Origin of the sequence: Enterobacter sp. 61D5 (assembly GCF_034107965.1) — a bacterium.
Lineage (GTDB): Bacteria > Pseudomonadota > Gammaproteobacteria > Enterobacterales > Enterobacteriaceae > Enterobacter > Enterobacter cloacae_M.
In genome coordinates, this window is sequence record NZ_JAWNFK010000006.1 from 364,358 (window position 1) to 385,567 (window position 21,210).

Sequence of the window (21,210 nt, forward strand, 5' to 3'; positions counted from 1 at the left end):
TATTGCGTCAGGCGCTAAGACGAAAACGCGAAACGGCCTGCAATAAAAGATCGGATTGCTTTTGCAGCCGCTCAGAGGCATCCGAGGCGTCTGAGACCAGCAGGTCCGTCTGACGAGAAACCTGATTCAGCGCCTGAAGCTGGCGCGTCATCTGGTGAATACTGTCTCCCTGACTGAGCGTGGCGGTTGAGATCTCATTAAGCAAACTGCTTAAATTGCCCACCAGACCGGTGACCTGCTGCAAATTCTCTTCCATCAGGTTAACGGCGCGGGAACCGTCTTCAATGCCCTGCAGCGAGCGGTTAATAAGCTCCTGGATGGTCTGCGTCGAGTGGCTGCTTTTTCTGGCCAAAAGCCCGACTTCCCGGGCGACGACGGCAAAGCCGCGCCCCTGGTTTCCGGCATGGGCCGCCTCGATGGCCGCATTCAGCGCCAGGATGTTGGTCTGAAACGCCACGCTGTCGATCATCGCCACGATCCCGCGCATCTCAGAAGATCGGTCGACGATCGCCTGCATAGACGCATTCACGGTAGACATCATCCGGTCGCCGCCCACGGCCGCCTGACGCGCCTCATCGGCCCGCGAGCTGGCGAGCCTGGCATAACCGGTATTCCCTTCCACATGGCTTTCCAGCGCCGCGATATGCGCCGTCACATCCTCAAGCTCTTTCGCCTGGCGCGCTTATTCCCTTCCACATGGCTTTCCAGCGCCGCGATATGCGCCGTCACATCCTCAAGCTCTTTCGCCTGGCGCGCTGACTGCTGATACAGCTTCTGGTTACCCTGCGCAAGGGAGTCAATGTTCTCCACCATCGTTGCGGTGGCATGGCTGACCTGCGTCACCAGCTGCTGCAGACCGTGCTGCATAGTCGTAATACTGTCGCTAAGCTGACCTATCTCCCGGTTGTAGCGCATGACGTTCGGCGGCGTGCCGGAGAGATCCCCTGCCGCCAGCCGGTTAATATGCGCAATCAACCGACGCAGCGGCGTAATTACCCATCTGGACATGCCAAACCAGACGACAGCCGCGATGGCAAGCAACAGCACCGGCGCAAACAGGAACAACGTTTGAAGGCCGGAGAGCTGCGCCATTAAGCTCTGACGCCCCTGCATGGACTGCTTCTCGCTTGCCTGCTGATAGCGCGCATAGTTGTCGTTAAAATCAGACTGAAACGCCTGAGCCGGAACGGCAAAAAAAGCGTCGATCGTGTTGGTCTTAATCAGACCTTCAGCCTGCTCGTTGATCGCCCCGTAGAAAAGCTGATAGCTGTTCACCAGGGCGTCGTCTTTCGGCGGATTCAGCGCCAGCCAGGCCTTCCACGCCTGCTGAGAAACCGCCAGCGCCTTTTGCGCATCATCCATCAGGCTGTGCCAGCTCCCTTCGGAGCCGGTCTCTTTATCCTGCATAAACCAGACGCCGGACCGGTTAAGCAGGTCGCTTGCCGCCAGCAGGGAAACACGGGCCAGATCCAGCTTGCTCTGCTGCTGCCAGGCGAGAAGGTTTTGCAGCTCGTTGCGCTGGGCGTCGTTCAGGGAGGCGTTAAGCAGGAATGAGGAGGAGAGCTGCAGCGCGGAGAAAAGGCCAATAATGCAAAAGATACCCGTCAGCAGGCCAAAGTGACGAGGGGTGAGACGCTGCGCAATACGGCGAAAAATTTGCGTTAGGTTCATAATTATCTTCATTAACAATGCGTTAGACGCGTGCGAGTCTACGTAATGAAAATGACAGAACCATTGCAGATAAATGACAACGGCCCTCGTGATGAGGGCCGAAATCACAGGCGGGCGATAAATTACACGCGATCCTTCCAGACCGTCTGCACGTTGCAGAACTCGTGCAGCCCAAAGTGGGAAAGCTCGCGGCCAAAGCCGCTTTTCTTCACGCCGCCGAAGGCCACGCGCGCGTCGCTGGCGCTAAAGCCATTGATAAACACCCCGCCGCACTCCAGTTCGCGGGAGAATTTATCCGCCAGCGCTGCATCAGCGGTGAAGACGGTGGCGGACAGGCCAAAGTCGCTGTCGTTGGCAAGCGTCAGGGCGTGCTCCGCGTCTTTTGCTACCGTAACGGCCGCAACCGGACCAAACAGTTCCTGGCGAAACGCCGTCATCGACGCTGTGACGTTGGTCAGCACGGTTGGCGCGTAGTAATTGCCCTCTCCGCTGACCTTCTCTCCGCCCAGCAGCAGCGTTGCCCCTTCGGCCAGGGTGGCCTGCACCTGCTGATGCAGCTCATCGCGCAGGTCAAAACGCGCCATCGGGCCCAGGTAGTTCTCTTCTTCTTCCGGCGCGCCCATCTTTAACGCGGCGACGGCGTCGACGAAGCGGCGGGTAAAGGTGTCTGCAATCCCCGCTTCCACAATGAAGCGTTTGGCCGCCGCGCACACCTGTCCGGTATTCTGATAGCGACCCGCCACCGCCGCCTTCACGGCTAGATCCAGATCGGCATCGTTGAGAACGATAAACGGGTCGGAGCCGCCCAGCTCAAGAACGCATTTTTTCAGCGCGGCTCCTGCCTGCGCGCCAATGGCCGCACCGGCACGCACGCTGCCGGTGACGGTCACCGCCGCAATACGGCGATCGTTAATCGCCTGGCTTACGCCGTCATTGGTGGCGTTCACCCAGCCGAATACGCCTTCAGGGAAACCGGCATCCGAAAAGATCTGCGCAATAAGATTCGCAGAGCCGAGCACGTTTGGCGCATGTTTCAGCAGATAGCTGTTACCTGCCAGCAGAATGGGCACCGCGCCGCGCAGCACCTGCCAGAGCGGGAAGTTCCAGGGCATTACCGCGAGAATCGGCCCCAGAGGACGGTATTCAATGACCGCGTTATGGTTTTCCACCAGCGTTGGCTCCGCACGCAGCATCGCCGGGCCGTGCCCGGCATACCAGTCGCACAGAGCCGCGGATTTTGCCACTTCCGCCCGCGCCTGCAGGATGGGTTTCCCCATTTCACGGGAGATGGTCTGCGCCATCTCTTCCGCGCGGTTTCGCAGCGCTGCGCCGAGATCCCGCAGCTTCTGCACCCGGTGGGACACGCTTTCGCGTCGCCACTGGCGATACCCCGCGTCAGACTGAGAAATCGCGCGTTCAACCTCTTCCGGCGTCGCCCAGGCGAAGGCACCGAGGGTTTCCCCCGTTGCCGGGTTAACGGACAGGGCATGTGTAGCAGATGAATATTTCATGATGTTCTCCACGCATTTCGGTTGATTGATTGTGGCTCACTCTGCTATTTCTTAAAAATGAATAATACTAACCACCTTATTCACGAAACGAGAATGCTATGGACTTAACCCAGCTTGAAATGTTTAACGCCGTCGCGCTGACGGGCAGCATCACCCAGGCGGCACAGAAGGTGCATCGCGTGCCGTCCAACCTGACCACCCGCATCCGCCAGCTGGAAGCCGATCTTGGCGTTGAGCTGTTTATTCGTGAGAACCAGCGTTTGCGCTTATCCCCCGCCGGGCATAACTTTCTGCGCTACAGCAAGCAGATCCTCGCCCTGGTGGATGAAGCGCGCATGGTCGTCGCAGGTGATGAGCCGCAGGGGTTATTTGCCCTCGGCGCGCTGGAAAGCACCGCCGCGGTGCGCATTCCCGAAACGCTGGCACAGTTTAACCAGCGCTATCCGCGCATCCAGTTTGCCCTTTCTACCGGGCCGTCCGGGACGATGATTGATGGCGTACTGGAGGGAACCCTCAGCGCCGCCTTTGTCGACGGGCCGCTGTCGCACCCGGAGCTGGAGGGCATGCCGGTCTACCGGGAAGAGATGATGCTGGTCACGCCTGCCGGTCACGCCGAGGTCGCCCGCGCCGCGCAGGTCAGCGGCAGCGATGTTTACGCTTTTCGCGCGAACTGCTCGTACCGTCGACATCTGGAAAGCTGGTTTCATGCGGACAGAGCCACGCCCGGCCGCATTCATGAGATGGAGTCCTATCACGGCATGCTCGCCTGCGTCATTGCGGGCGCGGGCATCGCGCTGATGCCGCGCTCGATGCTGGAGAGTATGCCGGGACATCATCAGGTTGAAGCCTGGCCGCTGGCGGAAAACTGGCGCTGGCTCACTACCTGGCTGGTGTGGCGGCGCGGGGCGATGACCCGCCAGCTGGAAGCTTTTATAGCGCTGCTAAACGAACGTCTTCAACCAGCGCCTTCTCCATAAACAGGCTGAGCGGATCGTCAGCGTACGGGGCAAACGCCGGACGCAAATCGTACCCGCACTGCTCGTACAGGCGAACCGCAGCGCGCTGTTTGATGCCCGTCTCCAGCCTTACCGTGTGGCAATGACGGCTCAGGGCCTCATCTTCCAGGGCGGCCAGCAGCGTTTCACCCAGATGCTGCCCGCGATGGGCCGGATCGATATAGACCCGCTTCATCTCCCCCGTTCCGTCGCCGTTGAGCACGATGGCACCGCAGCCCACGGCTTGCAGCTGCTGGTCGCGAATGACCATCAGGATCAGCGAAGCTTCCGGCAGCGCGGACAGGTCGAGAAGATGATTGCTTTCGGCGGGATAGAGCTCGCTCTGATAGCGGTCAAGCGCCGCGATCAGCGTGAGAATGTCCGGATGACGTGCAGATTCAGAGGTAATGGAATACATGGCAGGCTCCTTGCTGTTTTTATATCAACATAGCTCAGGCCTGCCGGGGTGGTTCATAGTATTAACTTATAGCGCGTCTCTCAGCTAGCGCAGGAAGATTCGCCCTTTCAGATACAGCGTAGCCTGGCCGCCAATCAGCACGCGGTCGCCCTTCAGCTCGCAGCGCAGATCCCCGCCACGGTATGACACCTGTCGGGCATTGAGTGACGTTTTGCCCAGTATTTCACTCCAGTAAGGGATCAGCATGCTGTGGGCGGATCCGGTGACCGGATCTTCCGGCACCCCTTCGCCCGGACAGAAGAAGCGGCTGACGAAGTCATATTCTTCTCCCGGCGCCGTCACGCAGACCATTTTATCCAGCGGAAGCATGGCCCCAATATCCGGCGTTAACGCTTCAACCTGCTGCTGACTCTCCAGCACCACCATGTAATCGCGTCCAACGCGCACCTCTTTTGCCGCCGTGATGCCCAGCGCGCTAAACAGCACTTCAGGTGGGTTCTCGACAACCTCCGTCGACCACGCGGGGAAGTTCAGCGTCAGCCAGTCGCCGCTGCGTTTGACGGTCAGCTCGCCGACAAAGCGCGTGGTGAAGGTGATTTCGGTATGCGGGTAATCAAGGTATTCGAAAATGACGTGCGATGCGGCAAGCGTAGCGTGACCGCACAGATTAATTTCATCCAGCGTGGTGAACCAGCGCAGCTCAAACCCGCTGTCAGTACGCACGAAAAAGGCGGTCTCAGACTGGTTATGCTGCTGCGCCATTTTGAGCAGCGTTTCGTCCGGCAGCCACTCTTCCAGAGGACATACCGCCGCGGCGTTGCCGCCAAAGGTTTTATCGCTGAAGGCATCCACCAGATAAAAATCAATTTCCTGCATTGTCTCTTCCTCTCTTGTTATGGGTTTTTAGCGCAGAAAAACTGTGCCTTTCAGATAAAGCGCGGCCTGCCCGCTCATCAGCACGCGCGAACCTTTCAGCTTGCAGCGCACATCGCCGCCGCGCGCTGAAACCTGACGGGCAAACATCGTGGTTTTGCCCAGCTTTTCGCTCCAGTAAGGGATCAGCATGGTGTGCGCGGAGCCGGTGACCGGGTCTTCCGGGACGGAAACGCCCGGTGAGAAAAAGCGGCTGACAAAATCATATTCCCCCTCACCGCGCGCCGTAACGCTGACCTTATGCTCGCCTGGCGTCATCGCCGAGAAGCACGGCGCAAGCGCTTCAACCTGCTGGCGATTCTCCAGAACGATCAGCCAGGCGCGCCCTATACGGGCTTCAACGTAGCGGCTGATACCCAGCGCCGAGAGCATCTCCCGCGGGGGTGTCTCTTCATGGGTTGGACATGCCGGGAAATCCAGAGTCATCCACTCCCCCTCCCGGCTGACCGTCAGGCGGCCAGAGGCGGTATCAAAGTGGATCCGCGAATCCGGGTAATCCAGCTCGGTAAACAACACGTGCGCGGCCGCAAGCGTAGCGTGGCCGCAGAGATTGACTTCGGTAAGCGTGGTAAACCAGCGTAGCTCAATGCCCCCTTTACTGCAGACGAAAAAAGCCGTCTCCGACTGATTATGCTGCTGCGCCATTTTCAGCAAGGTCTCATCGGGTAACCATTCCTTGAGCGGGCAAACGGCGGCCGGATTGCCGCCAAATGAGGTATCGCTGAACGCATCTACCAGATAAAAATCAATCTCCTGCATTGTCTTACCGCCTGTTTTTATTGTGTTGTTCTTTTATATTCAATGAAAACGGCGTTCCCGGCTACCGCTTTCATAAGGTAAATATTGAGATCTGCATCACATAATGGTTGAGTTTTCGCCGTTCAACGTTTTAAGATCGTCTCCTCTTCTTTTCAGCAACGAATCTCCGACATCCCTATGACAACGAGCACAGTTTCCCGCAGGGTTGCGTGGCTACGCGTGGTCACGCTGGCCATTGCCGCGTTTATTTTTAACACCACAGAATTTGTTCCGGTTGGGCTGTTGTCTGACATCGCTGAAAGTTTCCAGATGGAAACGGCCCAGGTGGGCATTATGTTGACCATCTACGCCTGGGTAGTGGCGCTGATGTCCTTGCCGTTTATGCTTTTGACCAGCCAGATGGAGCGGCGCAGGCTGCTGATCGGTCTGTTTGTCTTGTTCATCGCGAGCCATGTCCTGTCATTTATGGCGTGGAATTTTACGGTGCTGGTCATTAGCCGAATCGGCATTGCCTTTGCCCATGCGGTGTTCTGGTCGATCACCGCGTCGCTGGCTATTCGTCTCGCTCCGGCAGGGAAACGCGCCCAGGCGCTGAGCCTGATTGCCACCGGTACCGCACTGGCGATGGTGCTGGGTCTGCCGATTGGCCGCATCGTAGGGCAATACTTCGGCTGGCGTACAACGTTCTTCGCCATTGGTATGGGCGCGCTGGTTACGCTGGTATGCCTGATTAAGCTGCTGCCCGCGCTGCCGAGCGAACATTCCGGCTCGCTGAAAAGCCTACCGCTGCTGATGCGTCGCCCGGCGCTGCTGGGTATCTACCTGCTTACCGTCATTGTGGTGACGGCCCATTACACGGCATACAGCTACATTGAACCCTTTGTGCAGGTGGTGGCAGGCTTTAGCGCCAACTTTGCCACCGTCCTGCTGTTGATCCTCGGCGGAGCGGGCATTATTGGCAGCGTGCTGTTCGGTAAGCTGGGTAACCGGCATGCGTCGACGCTGGTGAGCTGCGCTATCGGTCTGCTGCTGGCCTGCCTGCTGCTGCTGATGCCTGCCGCAGGCAGTGAAAGCCAACTGGCGATCCTCAGCCTGTTCTGGGGCGTGGCGATCATGATTATTGGTCTGGGCATGCAGGTGAAAGTCCTGGCCCTGGCGCCGGATGCAACGGACGTCGCCATGTCGCTGTTCTCAGGGATTTTCAATCTGGGGATTGGCGCGGGCGCGCTGGTGGGAAATCAGGTAATACTGCACGTATCAATGTCGGCGATTGGCTATCTGGGCGCCATTCCGGCCCTGGTGGCGCTTGTCTGGTCGGTGCTGATCTTCCGTAAATGGCCGGTGGCGCTGGAGGAACAGGGTCAGCACGGGTGAACCTTCTTGCCGGGTGGCGGCTTCGCCTTACCCGGCAATCACATCAATGATAGGTCTTAATAATTTCCAGCACGCCGTTAATAATAAACTGCACGCCCATACAGACCAGTAAGAAGCCCATCAGACGGGAAATCGCCTCGATACCGCCCTTGCCTACCCAGCGCATAATGGCGCCAGAGCTGCGCAGCGACGCCCACACGATAACCCCAATAATCGCAAAAATCAGCGGCGGCGCAACCGTCAGCACCCAGTCCGGGAAGGTTGCGCTGTCCCGCACCGTTGAGGCGGAGCTGATGATCATCGCGATTGTACCCGGCCCCGCCGTGCTCGGCATGGCAATCGGCACAAAGGCGATATTCGCACTCGGTTCGGTTTCCAGCTCTTCCGATTTGCTGGCCGCTTCCGGCGACTCATGCGCTTTTTGCGCCGGGAACAGCATGCGGAAACCGATGAAGGCGACAATGAGCCCCCCGGCGATGCGCAGGCCAGGGATAGAAATCCCGAAGGTGTTCATCACCACCTGTCCAGCGTAATAAGCCACCATCATGATGGCAAACACATACACCGAGGCCATCATCGACTGACGGTTGCGCTCGGCGCTGTTCATATTCCCTGCCAGCCCGAGGAAAAGCGCCACCGTCGTTAACGGGTTAGCCAACGGCAGCAACACCACCAGCCCAAGACCCACTGCTTTAATCAAATCCAACATAATGCCTCGTCGTCCTTATCCATATTGATTCCCGCAAGTATAGGGGGAAAGCGTGGCGTTAGGCCATCAGTGCAACGTAACGATTATTTTCCCTGAAAAAGGATAACCCTGAGTTATCTATATGATTTGAAAGACCTCAAAAAAAGTTCATGAAACGTTTTAGCAATTCGTGGCATCGGCTGACTCATTCAGTTGACTTATACTTGCCTGAGCAATAATATCTGCCGTGACTAACTACTTGCCAGGGCAACCATTGTGAAAAGCACCAGTGATATCTTTAACGACGTTGTTCCGCTGGGTCGTCTTATTCATATGGTAAATCAGAAAAAAGATCGCCTGCTCAATGACTATCTGTCACCGCTGGATATCACCGCAACACAGTTCAAAGTGCTGTGTTCCATTCGCTGCGAAGTGTGTATCACACCGGTTGAGCTGAAAAAGGTGCTCTCTGTCGATCTGGGCGCGTTAACCCGCATGCTCGATCGTCTCGTCTGCAAAGGATGGATAGAACGAAGCCCTAACCCGAATGACAAACGCGGCGTACTGGTGAAGCTAACCAGCGATGGCGCGGCCATGTGCGAGAAATGTCATCAATTAGTAGGACAAACACTGCATCAGGAACTAACAAAAAACTTAACGGCAGATGAAGTGGCAACCCTTGAGCTTTTACTCAAGAAAATACTGCCGTAAACAGAAAAAGAGGTATGACGATGTCCAGACGCAATACTGACGCTATCACCATTCATAGCATTTTGGACTGGATCGAAGATAACCTGGAATCGCCGCTCTCCCTTGAAAAAGTGTCAGAGCGTTCAGGTTACTCCAAATGGCACCTGCAACGGATGTTCAAAAAAGAGACCGGTCATTCATTAGGTCAATATATTCGCAGCCGCAAGCTGACGGAAATTGCCCAGAAACTGAAAGAAAGCAATGAGCCGATCCTTTATCTGGCGGAGCGTTACGGATTTGAATCGCAACAAACCCTGACGCGTACGTTCAAGAACTATTTTGACGTGCCGCCTCATAAGTACCGAATCACCAGCGTGCCGGGCGAATCCCGCTACCTGTATCCGTTAAAACACTGTAGTTAATCATCGCCTGTAAAGACGTAACCGAGGAAACCATGAAAGTTACCGCCTCCGCCGCCCTCGCCTTGCTGGTGCTGTTCTCCAGCCAGACCTTCGCGGAGCAAACCCCTCGTGCAACGCAGCAAAATAATCCTGATACGATGATTTTGCCGTCCGCACATGACCAGTCGCCTTATGATTTCAATCATATGGGTGCTGGTAGCGACAAATCCGACGAATTAGGCGTGCCTTATTATAATCAGCACGGCCTCTGATTCGTTTTTGCCCCGCAGACGCGGGGCTTTTTTTATGCCTTTCTTACCCGCGTCGCCCGACGCACGCGCAGGCCAAAGACGTTAATGTACAGTCCGGCCATGATCAGCACGGCGCCAATCAGCTGCAGCGCGCTTAGCGTTTCATCCAGTAAGAGTGCCGCACTGGCAAGCCCCACCACCGGCACCAGCAGGGATAACGGTGCAACGCGCCAGGTTTCATAGCGCCCCAGCAGCGATCCCCAGATCCCGTAGCCCAAAATGGTGGCGACAAAGGCCAGATAGACAAGAGAAAGGATTGTGGTCAGGTCGATTTCGACCAGACTGTTCAGCATCACATCCGGACCATCCAGAATAAACGACGCCGCCAGAAACGGGATTATCGGGATCAGCGCGCTCCAGACCACCAGAGACATCACCGCCGGACGCGCCTCATGCTGCATAATCAGCTTGTTGAAGATATTCCCGCACGCCCAGCTCAGCCCCGCCGCCAGCGTCAGCATAAAGCCGAGCAGCGCCACATCCTGGCCGTTCAGGCTGGCTTCAATGAGCACCAGCACGCCGAACACCGCCAGCGTAATGCCCGCCAGCTGTTTGCCCTGCAAACGTTCACCAAACACGAAGGCGCCGAGAATAATGGTAAAGAACGCCTGCGCCTGCAGCACCAGCGAGGCAAGACCGGCCGGCATACCGAACTTGATGGCGCAAAAGAGAAACGCGAACTGGCCAAAGCTGATGGTCAGACCGTAACCCAGCAGCAGTTTAAAGGGGATCTTTGGACGCGCCACAAAGAAGATGGCCGGGAAAGCGACCAGCATAAAGCGTAAACCGGCCAGCATCAGCGGCGGCATGTTGTGCAGCCCCAGCTTAATGACCACAAAATTGAGCCCCCATACTACGACCACCAGCAATGCCAGCAGCCCGTCTTTCCGCGTCATATCCCGCCCCTGAATTATTAATAATTTGTTAACACTTCAAGGTATCAGAAAAAAGTACGTCACGAGAAGATCATTATTTCTGGCAGGCAGCTGAAGCACTTAGGGATAAATCAGGTGCTATACAAGCCCCTTATGTCATGGTAATCCTGTTAACACACATCTAATAAAAGCATAAGCAACTGTCGGGCAGGAATATGAAACCATCTCTCAGGCGCTCAACCGCAGCGCTGCTGGCATCATCATTGTTATTAACCATTGGTCGGGGGGCAACGCTGCCGTTTATGACCATTTATCTCACGCGCGTCTACAGCATGAGCGTTGAGAATATTGGTTATGCCCTGACGATTGCGCTGACTATCGGCGTAGTGTTCAGCCTGGGATTTGGCATTCTTGCCGATAAGTTTGATAAAAAGCGCTACATGCTGATCGCAATCGTGGCCTTCATCGCCGGATTTGTCGCGATCCCGCTGGTCAATAACGTCACGCTGGTGGTGCTGTTCTTTGCGCTGATCAACTGCGCCTACTCCGTCTTTTCGACGGTGCTGAAAGCCTGGTTCTCCGACGTACTGACTTCCAGCCAGAAGGCGCGGGTCTTCTCGCTGAACTACAGCTTCCTGAACATTGGCTGGACGGTCGGCCCGCCGATTGGCACCCTGCTGGTGATGTACAGCCTGCAGCTGCCGTTCTGGCTGGCAGCCTTCTGTGCCGCCCTGCCGCTGGGCTTTATCCATTTCTTTGTGCAAAAAAGCGTGGCGTTAGATACCGCAGAGGAGAAGACGCCCTGGCAGCCGTCGGTCTTGCTGAAAGACCGCGCGCTGTTCTGGTACACGCTCTCTGGCCTGCTGGCGTCCTACGTGGGCGGGTCGTTCGCGAGCTGTATTTCGCAATACGTTCTGGCCGCGCATGCGGACAGTGATTTCGCCGAAAAGGTGGTGGCCGTGGTGCTCCCGGTCAACGCTGCCGTGGTGGTGACGCTGCAATATGCGCTGGGCCGCAAAATCTCAGCCAGCAATATCCGCCCGCTGATGACCCTCGCCACCCTGTTTTTTATCGTGGGGCTAGGGGGATTTATGGTCTCTGGAGAAAACCTGGTTTACTGGGGCATCGCTGCCGCCATATTTACCCTGGGTGAGATTATCTATGCACCGGGCGAATATATGCTGATCGACAACATTGCCCCGCCGGGAATGAAGGCAAGCTATTTCTCCGCACAGGCGCTGGGCTGGCTCGGCGCGGCGGCAAACCCGATGATCACCGGTATTATTCTGACCAACCTGCCGCACTGGTCGCTATTTGTCATCATGATGGTCGCCATCGTCATTGCGTGGCTGATGATTTTGCGCGGGATGAGCGTGAAGGCGTGGTGTGAAACGCCCAACGTGGCGTAGCGCTTCCAGGCCGGGTGAGGCGTAGCCGCCACCCGGCAATAAAGCATCAGTGGTGGAGCATTTCTTCTACCACCTGCTCTTTGTACATCTCATTCGGATAATAGGTCGGCCAGTTATCCATCTCTTTCAGCAGCGCCTCGTGGGAGGTGTTGCCCATGAAAATATGGAAATGGGAAGAGGCCTTCGGGGCGATGGTATGGTCGCTGAACTGAACAAACTTCGGTGCCTTGCTGCCGGCGTCCTTACACTCAAACAGGTAGCGAACGCCTTTTTTGCCCGATGCGTAGGTCAGTATTTTGTAGCCGCTGTAATCATACTGACAGCGGCTGACCGCTTTGCCCTTATGAAATTCCATCACGTTGTTTTCGATGCCGATGGCATCCACGTCCGTCGCATAGCCCTTGCGGTAGTACGCTTTCACCTCGTCAAAGGTTTTGCTTTTGTCTTTCTGCGCTTTCTGTTTAAACACCGGATCCAGCGAACCGTCCAGCAGGAACGGATAGACCGACTGCCAGGTCCCGTCCCAGTCTGACAGCGCTCTGTCCTTCACGTCCTTATCCTCAAACACGCCGTTTGCCGCCCGCTGTTCCGCTTCGGTCATCTGATGGCCGTGCGAGTGAGCAAACAGCTGGCCGCTGACCAGCAGCGCCCCCAGAGTCATGGCAAATTTCCCAATATGTGCAGCCAACATAACACCCTCATTCCGTTTGATAAGAATGCGAATGTTATATTATAACATTTTAAATCGCAACCAATCCTCGAACGCCCTCCTGCTCCATGTTTTCACCCCGCCCGCGCTGGATAATGGTGCCGCGCGACATCAGCAGATAGCTGTCGGCCAGCTCGGCGGCAAAGTCGTAAAACTGTTCGACAAGCAGGATCGCCATGTCGCCTCGGTTCGCCAGGGTGCGGATCACCTGGCCAATCTCTTTAATCACCGACGGCTGTATGCCTTCCGTCGGCTCGTCCAGTATCAGCAGCTGCGGTCGGCTCGCCAGCGCGCGGCCAATCGCCAGCTGCTGCTGCTGTCCACCGGAGAGATCGCCCCCGCGGCGATGCTTCATCTCTTTAAGCACCGGAAACAGCTGCCAGATCTCATCCGGTACCTTCTTCGCCTCGCGGGCGGAAAATCGTGATAGCCCCAGCAGGAGGTTCTCTTCCACGGTCAGGCGCGGGAAAATCTCGCGGCCCTGCGGGACGTAAGCCACGCCGGACTGCACCCGCTGGTGCGGCCTGCTGTGGGTGATCGTTTTACCCTGCCAGATGACCTCCCCGGTTTTCGCCGGGATCAGCCCCATCAGACACTTCAGCAGCGTGGTTTTCCCGACGCCGTTGCGCCCCAGCAGGCAGGTGACTTCTCCGGTGACGGCCTCAAAACTCACGCCGCGCAGGATATGGCTGCCGCCGTAATACTGATTCAGTTCGTTAACCTGTAACATCATCGCTCCTTAGCGCCCCAGATAGACCTCAATCACCTGCTCGTTAGCCTGCACCTCGCGAAGCGAACCTTCAGCCAGCACGCGTCCCTGATGCAGCACCGTGACGTGGTCGGCGATAGTCTCAACAAAGCCCATATCGTGCTCCACCACCATCAGGGAATGCTTACCCGCCAGCGTTTTGAACAGCTCGGCGGTGTATTCGGTTTCCGCGTCGGTCATCCCGGCGGCCGGTTCATCCAGCAGCAGCAGGTGCGGATCCTGAACCAGCAGCATGCCGATCTCCAGAAACTGTTTTTGCCCGTGCGAAAGCAGCCCGGCGCGGCGGTCGCGCTCGCTGCTAAGGCGCAGCAAAACCAGCATCTCTTCAATGCTGTCGCGCTGTTCACCGTTGAGTTTGGCCCGCAGGCTCGCCCAGACGGATTTATCGGTTTTCATGGCAATCTCCAGGTTTTCCCACACCGTCAGCGCTTCAAAAACCGTGGGCTTCTGGAATTTACGCCCGATCCCCTGGCGGGCAATGGCCGCAGGCTCCAGCGCGGTCAGGTCGATGGACTGATCGTAAATCGCCCTGCCGCTCTTTGGCCGCGTTTTGCCGGTGATGACGTCCATCAGCGTGGTTTTACCGGCGCCGTTAGGGCCAATCACGCAGCGCAGCTCGCCCACGCCGATATTCAGCGAGAGATCGGTCAGGGCCTGAAATCCATCAAAATTGACGTTAATGGCCTCAAGCTGCAGCACCGGGTCGGTCTGTTCACGGTAACGATCGCCCGGCAACTGGCGGGTAAATAACCCTTCGGCTGGCTGCATTATTTCTCTCCCTTTCGAAACAGACCGTAGACGCCGCGCGGTAAAAACAGCGTGACGGCGATGAAAATCAGCCCCAGGAACAGCTGCCAGTATTCCGGCATCGCGACGGTGAAGAAACTCTTGGCGCCGTTTACCAGCGCCGCGCCAATCACCGGCCCGACCAGCGTGCCGCGCCCGCCCAGCGCCACCCAGATCGCGGCTTCAATCGAGTTGGTCGGCGACATCTCACCGGGGTTGATAATGCCCACCTGCGGGACGTACAGCGCCCCCGCCAGGCCGCACAGCACGGCAGAAAGCGTCCATACCAGCAGCTTGAACCCGCGCGGATCGTAGCCGCAAAACGTCAGGCGGTTTTCGGCGTCGCGAACGGCGGTCAGGATGCGGCCAAACTTGCTCTTCGCCAGGGCAAATCCGGTGCCCAACGCCAGAATCAGCAACAGCACGGTCGCCAGAAACAGCGCGATACGGGTGGTCGTTTCCGTCACCGAAAACCCGAGCAGCGTGGTGAAGCCGGTAAAGCCGTTATTGCCACCAAAACCGGTTTCGTTGCGAAAGAACAGCAGCATCCCGGCATAGGTCAGCGCCTGGGTCATAATCGAGAAATAGACCCCTTTGATCTTTGAACGGAAGGCGAACCAGCCGAACACCAGCGCCAGCAGGCCCGGTACCATCACAATCAGCACCAGCGCCCAGGCAAAATGCTGGGTTCCCCACCAGAACCACGGCAGCTCGCTCCAGGAGAGAAACGACATAAACGCGGGAAGACCGTCACCCGCAGCCTGACGCATCAGGTACATGCCCATCGCGTAGCCGCCCAGGGCGAAGAAGATACCGTGCCCAAGAGAGAGCATCCCGGCGTAGCCCCACACCAGATCCAGCGCCACCGCAACGATGGCATAGCAGAGGATCTTGCCAATCAGCGTCAGCATCCAGGTCGACAGCGCCAGCGGATGCGTCGCAGGCAGTAAGGCGAAAAACGGTAATATCAGCAGACACACCACCAGCAGGCTGCCTGCAAGTTGCGTTGTGCGCGGCGCTTTGCGCGCCAGCGTTAAGGTCAGCGGCTGGCTCATCAGTCAATCACCCTCCCTTTCAGCGCAAACAGCCCCTGAGGGCGTTTTTGAATAAACAGCACGATCGCCACCAGAATCACGATCTTGCCCAGCACCGCCCCCATCTGCGGTTCAAGAATTTTATTGAAGATACCCAGACTAAACGCCGCGGCCACGCTGCCTGCCAGCTGGCCTACGCCACCGAGCACGACCACGAGGAAGGAATCAATAATGTAGCCCTGGCCCAGCTCCGGCCCGACGTTACCGAGCTGCGATAGCGCCACGCCGCCTAACCCCGCAATTCCTGAGCCAAGCCCAAACGCCAGCATATCGACGCGGCCTGTCGGTACCCCGCAGCAGGCGGCCATGCTGCGGTTCTGCGTCACCGCGCGCACGTTGAGCCCCAGACGGGTTTTATTCAGAATGAGCCAGGTAAAGAACAGCACCAGCAGCACGAAGCCCAGCACCACAATGCGGTTCCACGGCAGCGTCAGGTTGGCAAAAACCTGCACCCCGCCGGACAGCCATGCAGGGTTGGCCACCTCCAGATTCTGGGCGCCAAAGGTCATGCGCACCAGCTGGATGAGCATCAGGCTGATCCCCCACGTTGCCAGCAGCGTTTCCAGCGGGCGACCGTACAGATGGCGGATCACGGTGCGCTCCAGCACCATTCCGATGCCCGCCGTCAGGCAGAACGCCACCGGAAGCGCGATAACGGGATAGAGCGCCAGCCACTGGGGCGCAAGCCCGGCCATCGCCTGCTGCACCATCCAGGTGGCATACGCCCCCAGCATCAACATCTCGCCGTGCGCCATATTGATGACGCCCAGCAGGCCGTAGGTGATAGCAAGCCCCAGAGCCGCCAGCAGCAGCACCGACCCCAGGGAGAGCCCCATAAACGCCTGGCCCAGCAAATCGCCCCACATCAGTCGATGCTGGATCTGGCTAAGACTCTCCTGTGCGGCGGCGCGAACCCCGGCATCCGGCTCTGTCTGCGCCTGGGTAAACGGGGTAAGTCTGGACTCCACGTCCGGATCGTCAGACTGCCCTAATAACTCGACGGCCTTGCGGCGCACCTCTGCCTGCGGGCTGGCTAGCTGGAGATTCGCCACCGCCAGTAATAGCGCCTGACGTGCCACCGCGTCCGTTTCATCGTTTACCCGCTTTTCCAGAAACGCGAGCATTCCGGGCTGGGCATCCCGTTGAAGCTGACGAGCCGCCGCCCGCCTTTCTGTGACACTGTCACTCACCAGCTGATGCGTAGCGATGGTCGTGGCGGCCAGAACCCGCAGCCGGTTAGTCAAACGAACGGCTTTGGCTGCCCCTTCGATCGACTTAGCGTCACCGAGCGACACCATTTGACCGCTGCGCTGCGCAAAGGCGTGCTTTTGGCTGTCGGTATAGAGATTTTCTTTTTGCAGTGCCTCCAGCAGCGGCAGCCTCGCGGCGTCCGGTGCTTCGGCCCACTGCGTCAGCAACTCCGCCTGCTGGCTGCGGCTGGCGGCAACAAAACGATCGGCATCCGATGCCTGCGCCATCCCTGGCAGCAGTCCGGAAAGCCATACAAGAGCGATGAACATGCGCATGGCGTTCATGACGTTTCTCCCTGGTGATGGCTTAGTTGCTGGCGGTTTTCATCGGCTGGTCGGGCTTTTTGTCATTCCCGGCGATGAACGGGCTCCACGGCTGGGCGCGCACCGGCTGTTCCGTCTGCCACACCACGTTGAATTGACCGTTGCCTTCGATTTCGCCGATCATGACCGGCTTATGCAGATGGTGGTTGGAGGCATCCATGGTGAGCGTGAAGCCTGACGGCGCCTTAAAGGACTGGCCGGCCATAGCCGCACGCACTTTATCCACGTCGGTAGTACCCGCTTTTTCCACCGCCTGCGCCCACATATGAATCCCCACGTAAGTCGCTTCCATCGGGTCGTTGGTCACCACGGTATCGGCGTTAGGCAGCTTGTGCGCTTTGGCATAGGCTTTGTAATCCGCCACGAAGGCCTGGTTGGTCGGGTTATCCACGGATTCAAAGTAGTTCCACGCCGCGAGGTTGCCGACCAGCGGTTTGGTGTCGATCCCGCGCAGCTCTTCTTCGCCCACGGAGAACGCCACCACCGGCACGTCGGTCGCCTTCAGGCCCTGGTTAGCCAGCTCTTTGTAGAACGGAACGTTGGAATCGCCGTTGATGGTCGATACCACGGCGGTTTTACCGCCCGCAGAGAATTTCTTGATGTTGGCGACGATGGTCTGGTAGTCGCTGTGACCGAACGGGGTATAAACCTCCTCGATGTCCTTATCCTCCACCCCTTTCGAATGCAGGAACGCGCGCAGGATCTTGTTGGTGGTGCGCGGATAAACATAGTCCGTACCCAGCAGGAAGAAGCGCTTCGCCGCGCCGCCGTCTTCGCTCATCAGGTATTCCACCGCGGGGATGGCCTGCTGGTTCGGCGCCGCGCCGGTATAGAAGACGTTTGGCGACATCTCTTCGCCTTCATACTGCACCGGATAGAACAGCAGACCGTTCAGCTCCTCGAAGACCGGCAGCACGGATTTGCGCGATACCGACGTCCAGCAGCCAAATACCACCGCCACTTTATCCTGGCTTAACAGCTGGCGCGCCTTCTCGGCAAACAGCGGCCAGTTTGAGGCTGGATCCACCACCACCGGCTCCAGTTTTTTACCCAGCACGCCGCCTTTCGCGTTGATCTCGTCGATGGTCATCAGCGCGACGTCTTTCAGCGGCGTTTCGGAGATGGCCATGGTGCCGGAAAGAGAATGCATGATCCCCACTTTGATGGTCTCGGCCGCCTGCACGCCAAAACTCATTCCCATCGCCACGACGGACGCGGATAACGCAAAGGCTTTTAATAAGGTACGACGCTGCATATTTTCACTCCTGAAAAAGAACGCTGTGCGAAAACGTCCGTTACGGCGTGGACGCGGAAAAAAATGTGTCAGCGAAGCAGGAGCAAAAAGGATGCCAGAATGAAGGAAGCGCTATTTCAGGAGGGGGAACGCAGGATGTAAAGAGAACGACTCAGAATGGCACAGCGCTGCACTTTTATAATGCAGCGCTGTGGAAGAGGATTTACCAGACTTCGCTGGCGATCTGCGTGACCAGACGGACTTTGTCCCACTGCTGGGATTCGCTCAGGCTGTTGCCCTCTTCGGTAGAGGCAAAGCCGCACTGCGGGCTGAGGCAAATTTGCTCTTTTGCCACGTATTTCGCCGCCTCTTCCAGACGGGCTTTAATCCCCCCCGGGTTCTCCAGCTCGCCGTTTTTCGTGGTGATCAGGCCCAGCACCACCTGCTGCTTGCCCGGGCGAATGAAGCGCAATGGCGCGAAATCCCCGCTGCGGTCGTTGTCGTATTCAAGGAAGAAGGCGTCAACGTTGACCGTGCCGAACAGCACTTCCGCCACGGGCTCATAGCCGCCTTCGGAAATCCAGGTTGAACGGAAGTTACCGCGGCAGACGTGCAGGCCGATGGTCAGATCGTCCGGCTTGCCTTCCAGCGCCTTGTTCAGGACGCGGGCATAGATGCGTGCCAGCTCATCGGCATCATCGCCGCGCTCGCGGATCTGACGGCGCTGTTCGTCCGAACAGAGATAGGCCCAGACGGTATCGTCCAGCTGAAGGTAACGGCAGCCCGCGTCGTAAAATGCGCGGATGGCGTCGCGCCAGGTGGCCGCCAGATCGTCGAAATAGTCATTCAGATCCGGGTAGACCGTCGCATCGATGTCTTTACGCCCGCCGCGGAAATGGAGCACGCTCGGGCTGGGAATGGTCATCTTCGGCTGAGCATTGCCGCTGATGCTTTTCAGGTAGCGGAAATCTTCGAGCATCGGATGGTCGCCAAAGCCCAGCTTGCCGGTCACGCGCACGCCGTGGGCTTTGGTTTGTACCCCGTTGAACTGGATTCCCTGCTGTGAATCGTAGCGCTCAACACCCTGCAGACCGTCGAAGAAGTCGAAGTGCCACCAGGCACGACGAAATTCACCGTCGGTGACCACATGCAGGCCGCACGCACACTGCTGCTCAACGACGTGGCGGATGGCATCATCCTCTACCGCGCGAAGCTGTACGGCGTCAATTTCGCCGCTGGCGAACTTCAGGCGAGCCTCTTTGATGGCATCCGGGCGTAAAAAACTGCCGACTACATCGGCGCGGTACGGGGCGTGCTGTCGTTGCATGGAAATCTCCTCAGTCTGCCGGTGATAATTGCCAGCAGTGATAATTCATTACTTGAAGTTTTAGACTTCTGGATGTCTAAATGTCCAAAAAAGATGTCATACCTGTCCTGTTCCGGCAAACGAGAAAATTTCACGGGTGTTGAAAAAAATTCATGTTCACAGCGCGACGGCAGTTTCGCTGCTGGCAAAGGCGAACTTTTCATCCTCCCATCCGGTGATCCCCCCGAGCATGATTTTGACCGGCAGCCCGAGGCGCGCAAGCTTGAGCGCGGCTCTGTCCGCGCCGTTACAGTGCGGCCCTGCGCAGTAAACGACGAACAGCGTGCCTTCAGGCCATTCGGCCATGCGCTCGGCGGTAATCTGGCTCCGCGGCAGGTGCAATGCGCCAGGTACGTGACGGCGGGCAAACTGCTCCGGGCTGCCCACGACGTGTAGCAGCACGAAGTCCTGCTCATGGTTGACGATGGCGTGATGCACATCCGCACAGTCGGTTTCAACGCTCAGGCGGCGCAGAAAATGGGTAACGGCTTCCTGCGGCTCGGCAGCCGGAAATTCAGTAACAGAGCTCATGATCCTTCCTCATCTTTGGCGTTTGTGTTAACACTACTCTATCCACAAATTCAGCCCGTGAATGCGTTCGCTTATGCCAGAAAACAGCAAAAAGATGACAAACTTAAGACAAATTGCCCGCCCGCAGGTGGTGGTGCTGGCGTATGACGGTCTGTGCACCTTTGAGTTTGGCGTAGCGGTGGAGATCTTCGGTCTGCCGCGTCCCGAGCTGGGCGACGAGTGGTATCGTTTTGCGGTGGCGAGCGTGGACTGCGGTGAACTTCGGGCAACAGGCGGGATCCGCATCGTTACCGATGGTGATTTAAGCCTGCTTGCGTCTGCGGACCTGATTGTGGTTCCCGGCTGGCGGGGGATAGATTCACCGGTTCCGGATGCGCTCTGCGAGGCACTACGCCAGGCCAGCGCGCGAGGATGCCAGCTGCTTTCCATCTGCTCGGGGGTGTTTGCGCTGGCCGCAACGGGGCTGCTGAACGGCCGCAAAGCCACGACGCACTGGCGCTACATTGACGCGCTAAAAGTCCGCTACCCTGACATCGACGTGGTTGAGGATGTACTCTACCAGGATGAAGGCGATATTCTGACGTCCGCTGGCAGCGCGGCGGGAATCGATCTCTGTCTGCACGTTGTGCGGCGGGATTATGGCATGGAAACAGCCAACAGCGTGGCGCGTCGGCTGGTCATTCCCCCTCACAGGGATGGCTCTCAGCCGCAGCAGCTGAGCCGCCCGGTGGCGCAGCTGCGGGAAAGCCAGCGTCTCGGCCAGCTGTTTGATTTTCTGCACACGCATCTTATCGAGGCGCACAGCATCGACTCGCTGGCTCGCAGGGTCGGAATGAGCCAGCGCACCTTCCTTCGTCGCTTCGAGGCGGCAACGGGGACGACGCCAGCACGCTGGTTAATCAATGAGCGCCTGCTGAGAGCAAAAGATTATCTGGAAAGCAGCCGGTTAAGCATCGACAGCATTGCTGAACAGACCGGATTTGGTCAGGCGTCGACACTGCGTCATCATTTTCGCCAGCAGTTCGCGCTTTCCCCGGCTCAGTATCGCAAACAATTTTCACGTCCGGGTACTGCACGCTGAGGCGTCAGTTTAAGGGCTACACTGGTACACG

21 protein-coding genes and 1 pseudogene are annotated in these 21,210 nt (G+C 57.8%); 7 read left to right on the top strand and 15 right to left on the bottom strand.

Annotation, left to right across the window (positions count from 1 at the left end; all coding sequences use genetic code 11):
- Window positions 1–7 precede the first annotated feature (7 nt).
- Both UTM25_RS06900 and sad read right to left on the bottom strand, forming a co-directional pair.
- A pseudogene (locus UTM25_RS06900) lies at window positions 8–1,671 on the bottom strand (methyl-accepting chemotaxis protein).
- Window positions 1,672–1,793: 122 nt separating this feature from the next.
- Window positions 1,794–3,182 (bottom strand): succinate-semialdehyde dehydrogenase, encoded by a 1,389-nt coding sequence (gene sad / locus UTM25_RS06905; protein WP_194399228.1) that lies wholly within the window; start codon window positions 3,180–3,182, stop codon window positions 1,794–1,796.
- A gap of 98 nt (window positions 3,183–3,280) precedes the next feature.
- Between sad and ptrR the strand changes: the two genes are divergently transcribed.
- A complete protein-coding gene (gene ptrR / locus UTM25_RS06910) occupies window positions 3,281–4,159 on the top strand; it encodes a putrescine utilization regulator PtrR (RefSeq protein WP_194399227.1) in 879 nt (292 codons plus the stop codon).
- On the opposite strand, the gene UTM25_RS06915 is transcribed toward ptrR, so the two are convergent.
- From UTM25_RS06915 to UTM25_RS06925, 3 genes are all read right to left on the bottom strand, one after another.
- A complete protein-coding gene (locus tag UTM25_RS06915; protein ID WP_194399226.1) occupies window positions 4,113–4,595 on the bottom strand; it encodes a GNAT family N-acetyltransferase in 483 nt (160 codons plus the stop codon). The two genes, ptrR and UTM25_RS06915, sit on opposite strands and share 47 nt — an antisense overlap.
- An 84-nt stretch (window positions 4,596–4,679) precedes the next feature.
- Entirely contained in the window at window positions 4,680–5,471 is a 792-nt protein-coding gene (locus tag UTM25_RS06920; protein ID WP_194399225.1) for a PhzF family phenazine biosynthesis protein, read from the bottom strand.
- 27 nt (window positions 5,472–5,498) lie between these two features.
- Entirely contained in the window at window positions 5,499–6,287 is a 789-nt protein-coding gene (locus tag UTM25_RS06925; RefSeq protein ID WP_194399224.1) for a PhzF family phenazine biosynthesis protein, read from the bottom strand.
- A 177-nt stretch (window positions 6,288–6,464) separates the two neighbouring features.
- Here UTM25_RS06925 and UTM25_RS06930 point away from each other — a divergent pair, with 177 nt between their 5' ends.
- Complete coding sequence (locus UTM25_RS06930) at window positions 6,465–7,661, top strand: sugar transporter (RefSeq protein ID WP_194399223.1); 1,197 nt, start codon at window positions 6,465–6,467, stop codon at window positions 7,659–7,661.
- Window positions 7,662–7,704: 43 nt separating this feature from the next.
- Here the strand turns inward: UTM25_RS06930 and UTM25_RS06935 are convergent, their stop codons facing one another.
- Window positions 7,705–8,370, bottom strand: a complete 666-nt coding sequence (locus UTM25_RS06935; RefSeq protein WP_194399222.1) for a MarC family NAAT transporter — start codon at window positions 8,368–8,370, stop codon at window positions 7,705–7,707.
- Window positions 8,371–8,625: 255 nt separating this feature from the next.
- Here UTM25_RS06935 and marR point away from each other — a divergent pair, with 255 nt between their 5' ends.
- Genes marR through marB form a run of 3 tightly spaced genes read left to right on the top strand, consistent with a single transcriptional unit; the run spans window position 8,626 to window position 9,712 of the window.
- Complete coding sequence (gene marR / locus UTM25_RS06940; protein ID WP_111964608.1) at window positions 8,626–9,060, top strand: multiple antibiotic resistance transcriptional regulator MarR; 435 nt, start codon at window positions 8,626–8,628, stop codon at window positions 9,058–9,060.
- Between the two features lie 20 nt (window positions 9,061–9,080).
- On the top strand, window positions 9,081–9,461 hold the full coding sequence (marA, locus tag UTM25_RS06945; RefSeq protein ID WP_008502237.1) for an MDR efflux pump AcrAB transcriptional activator MarA: 381 nt from the start codon (window positions 9,081–9,083) through the stop codon (window positions 9,459–9,461).
- Window positions 9,462–9,493: 32 nt separating this feature from the next.
- Window positions 9,494–9,712: a multiple antibiotic resistance protein MarB gene (marB, locus tag UTM25_RS06950; RefSeq protein ID WP_029741246.1), complete on the top strand. Its 219-nt coding sequence runs from the start codon at window positions 9,494–9,496 to the stop codon at window positions 9,710–9,712.
- Between the two features lie 32 nt (window positions 9,713–9,744).
- Here the strand turns inward: marB and eamA are convergent, their stop codons facing one another.
- Window positions 9,745–10,647, bottom strand: a complete 903-nt coding sequence (gene eamA, locus UTM25_RS06955) for an O-acetylserine/cysteine exporter (protein ID WP_194399221.1) — start codon at window positions 10,645–10,647, stop codon at window positions 9,745–9,747.
- A 194-nt stretch (window positions 10,648–10,841) separates the two neighbouring features.
- Between eamA and ydeE the strand changes: the two genes are divergently transcribed.
- Window positions 10,842–12,035: an efflux MFS transporter YdeE gene (ydeE, locus tag UTM25_RS06960; protein ID WP_194399220.1), complete on the top strand. Its 1,194-nt coding sequence runs from the start codon at window positions 10,842–10,844 to the stop codon at window positions 12,033–12,035.
- A gap of 46 nt (window positions 12,036–12,081) precedes the next feature.
- Here the strand turns inward: ydeE and zinT are convergent, their stop codons facing one another.
- The 8 genes from zinT to UTM25_RS07000 form a co-directional block, all read right to left on the bottom strand.
- Window positions 12,082–12,723 carry a metal-binding protein ZinT gene (zinT, locus tag UTM25_RS06965; RefSeq protein WP_063441532.1) on the bottom strand — a complete coding sequence of 214 codons (642 nt, stop codon included), beginning with the start codon at window positions 12,721–12,723 and terminating at the stop codon, window positions 12,082–12,084.
- 52 nt (window positions 12,724–12,775) lie between these two features.
- Window positions 12,776–13,474, bottom strand: coding sequence for an urea ABC transporter ATP-binding subunit UrtE (gene urtE / locus UTM25_RS06970; protein ID WP_194399615.1), 699 nt, complete (start codon window positions 13,472–13,474; stop codon window positions 12,776–12,778).
- A 9-nt stretch (window positions 13,475–13,483) separates the two neighbouring features.
- On the bottom strand, window positions 13,484–14,281 hold the full coding sequence (urtD, locus tag UTM25_RS06975; protein ID WP_194399219.1) for an urea ABC transporter ATP-binding protein UrtD: 798 nt from the start codon (window positions 14,279–14,281) through the stop codon (window positions 13,484–13,486).
- Window positions 14,281–15,354: an urea ABC transporter permease subunit UrtC gene (gene urtC, locus UTM25_RS06980; RefSeq protein ID WP_032657085.1), complete on the bottom strand. Its 1,074-nt coding sequence runs from the start codon at window positions 15,352–15,354 to the stop codon at window positions 14,281–14,283. The genes urtD and urtC overlap by 1 nt, the downstream gene beginning before the upstream one ends.
- A complete protein-coding gene (gene urtB, locus UTM25_RS06985) occupies window positions 15,354–16,928 on the bottom strand; it encodes an urea ABC transporter permease subunit UrtB (protein ID WP_194399218.1) in 1,575 nt (524 codons plus the stop codon). Before urtB ends, urtC begins: the two co-directional genes overlap by 1 nt.
- A 22-nt stretch (window positions 16,929–16,950) precedes the next feature.
- A complete protein-coding gene (urtA, locus tag UTM25_RS06990) occupies window positions 16,951–18,222 on the bottom strand; it encodes an urea ABC transporter substrate-binding protein (RefSeq protein ID WP_194399217.1) in 1,272 nt (423 codons plus the stop codon).
- Window positions 18,223–18,424: 202 nt separating this feature from the next.
- On the bottom strand, window positions 18,425–19,528 hold the full coding sequence (locus UTM25_RS06995) for a cobalamin-independent methionine synthase II family protein (RefSeq protein WP_194399216.1): 1,104 nt from the start codon (window positions 19,526–19,528) through the stop codon (window positions 18,425–18,427).
- A 156-nt stretch (window positions 19,529–19,684) separates the two neighbouring features.
- Window positions 19,685–20,098 (bottom strand): rhodanese-like domain-containing protein, encoded by a 414-nt coding sequence (locus UTM25_RS07000; protein ID WP_194399215.1) that lies wholly within the window; start codon window positions 20,096–20,098, stop codon window positions 19,685–19,687.
- Window positions 20,099–20,171: 73 nt separating this feature from the next.
- Here UTM25_RS07000 and ftrA point away from each other — a divergent pair, with 73 nt between their 5' ends.
- Window positions 20,172–21,179 carry a transcriptional regulator FtrA gene (gene ftrA / locus UTM25_RS07005; RefSeq protein WP_194399214.1) on the top strand — a complete coding sequence of 336 codons (1,008 nt, stop codon included), beginning with the start codon at window positions 20,172–20,174 and terminating at the stop codon, window positions 21,177–21,179.
- The last annotated feature ends 31 nt before the right edge of the window (window positions 21,180–21,210 follow it).

Excerpts from the sequence above, each read along its gene's own strand:
- sad (WP_194399228.1), bottom strand. The coding sequence starts at position 3,182 with ATGAAATATTCATCTGCTACACATGCCCTGTCCGTTAACCCGGCAACG.
- ptrR (WP_194399227.1), top strand. The coding sequence starts at position 3,281 with ATGGACTTAACCCAGCTTGAAATGTTTAACGCCGTCGCGCTGACGGGC.
- UTM25_RS06915 (WP_194399226.1), bottom strand. The coding sequence starts at position 4,595 with ATGTATTCCATTACCTCTGAATCTGCACGTCATCCGGACATTCTCACG.
- UTM25_RS06920 (WP_194399225.1), bottom strand. The coding sequence starts at position 5,471 with ATGCAGGAAATTGATTTTTATCTGGTGGATGCCTTCAGCGATAAAACC.
- UTM25_RS06925 (WP_194399224.1), bottom strand. The coding sequence starts at position 6,287 with ATGCAGGAGATTGATTTTTATCTGGTAGATGCGTTCAGCGATACCTCA.
- UTM25_RS06930 (WP_194399223.1), top strand. The coding sequence starts at position 6,465 with ATGACAACGAGCACAGTTTCCCGCAGGGTTGCGTGGCTACGCGTGGTC.
- UTM25_RS06935 (WP_194399222.1), bottom strand. The coding sequence starts at position 8,370 with ATGTTGGATTTGATTAAAGCAGTGGGTCTTGGGCTGGTGGTGTTGCTG.
- marA (WP_008502237.1), top strand. The coding sequence starts at position 9,081 with ATGTCCAGACGCAATACTGACGCTATCACCATTCATAGCATTTTGGAC.
- marB (WP_029741246.1), top strand. The coding sequence starts at position 9,494 with ATGAAAGTTACCGCCTCCGCCGCCCTCGCCTTGCTGGTGCTGTTCTCC.
- eamA (WP_194399221.1), bottom strand. The coding sequence starts at position 10,647 with ATGACGCGGAAAGACGGGCTGCTGGCATTGCTGGTGGTCGTAGTATGG.
- ydeE (WP_194399220.1), top strand. The coding sequence starts at position 10,842 with ATGAAACCATCTCTCAGGCGCTCAACCGCAGCGCTGCTGGCATCATCA.
- urtE (WP_194399615.1), bottom strand. The coding sequence starts at position 13,474 with ATGTTACAGGTTAACGAACTGAATCAGTATTACGGCGGCAGCCATATC.
- urtD (WP_194399219.1), bottom strand. The coding sequence starts at position 14,281 with ATGCAGCCAGCCGAAGGGTTATTTACCCGCCAGTTGCCGGGCGATCGT.
- urtC (WP_032657085.1), bottom strand. The coding sequence starts at position 15,354 with ATGAGCCAGCCGCTGACCTTAACGCTGGCGCGCAAAGCGCCGCGCACA.
- urtB (WP_194399218.1), bottom strand. The coding sequence starts at position 16,928 with ATGAACGCCATGCGCATGTTCATCGCTCTTGTATGGCTTTCCGGACTG.
- urtA (WP_194399217.1), bottom strand. The coding sequence starts at position 18,222 with ATGCAGCGTCGTACCTTATTAAAAGCCTTTGCGTTATCCGCGTCCGTC.
- UTM25_RS06995 (WP_194399216.1), bottom strand. The coding sequence starts at position 19,528 with ATGCAACGACAGCACGCCCCGTACCGCGCCGATGTAGTCGGCAGTTTT.
- UTM25_RS07000 (WP_194399215.1), bottom strand. The coding sequence starts at position 20,098 with ATGAGCTCTGTTACTGAATTTCCGGCTGCCGAGCCGCAGGAAGCCGTT.
- ftrA (WP_194399214.1), top strand. The coding sequence starts at position 20,172 with ATGCCAGAAAACAGCAAAAAGATGACAAACTTAAGACAAATTGCCCGC.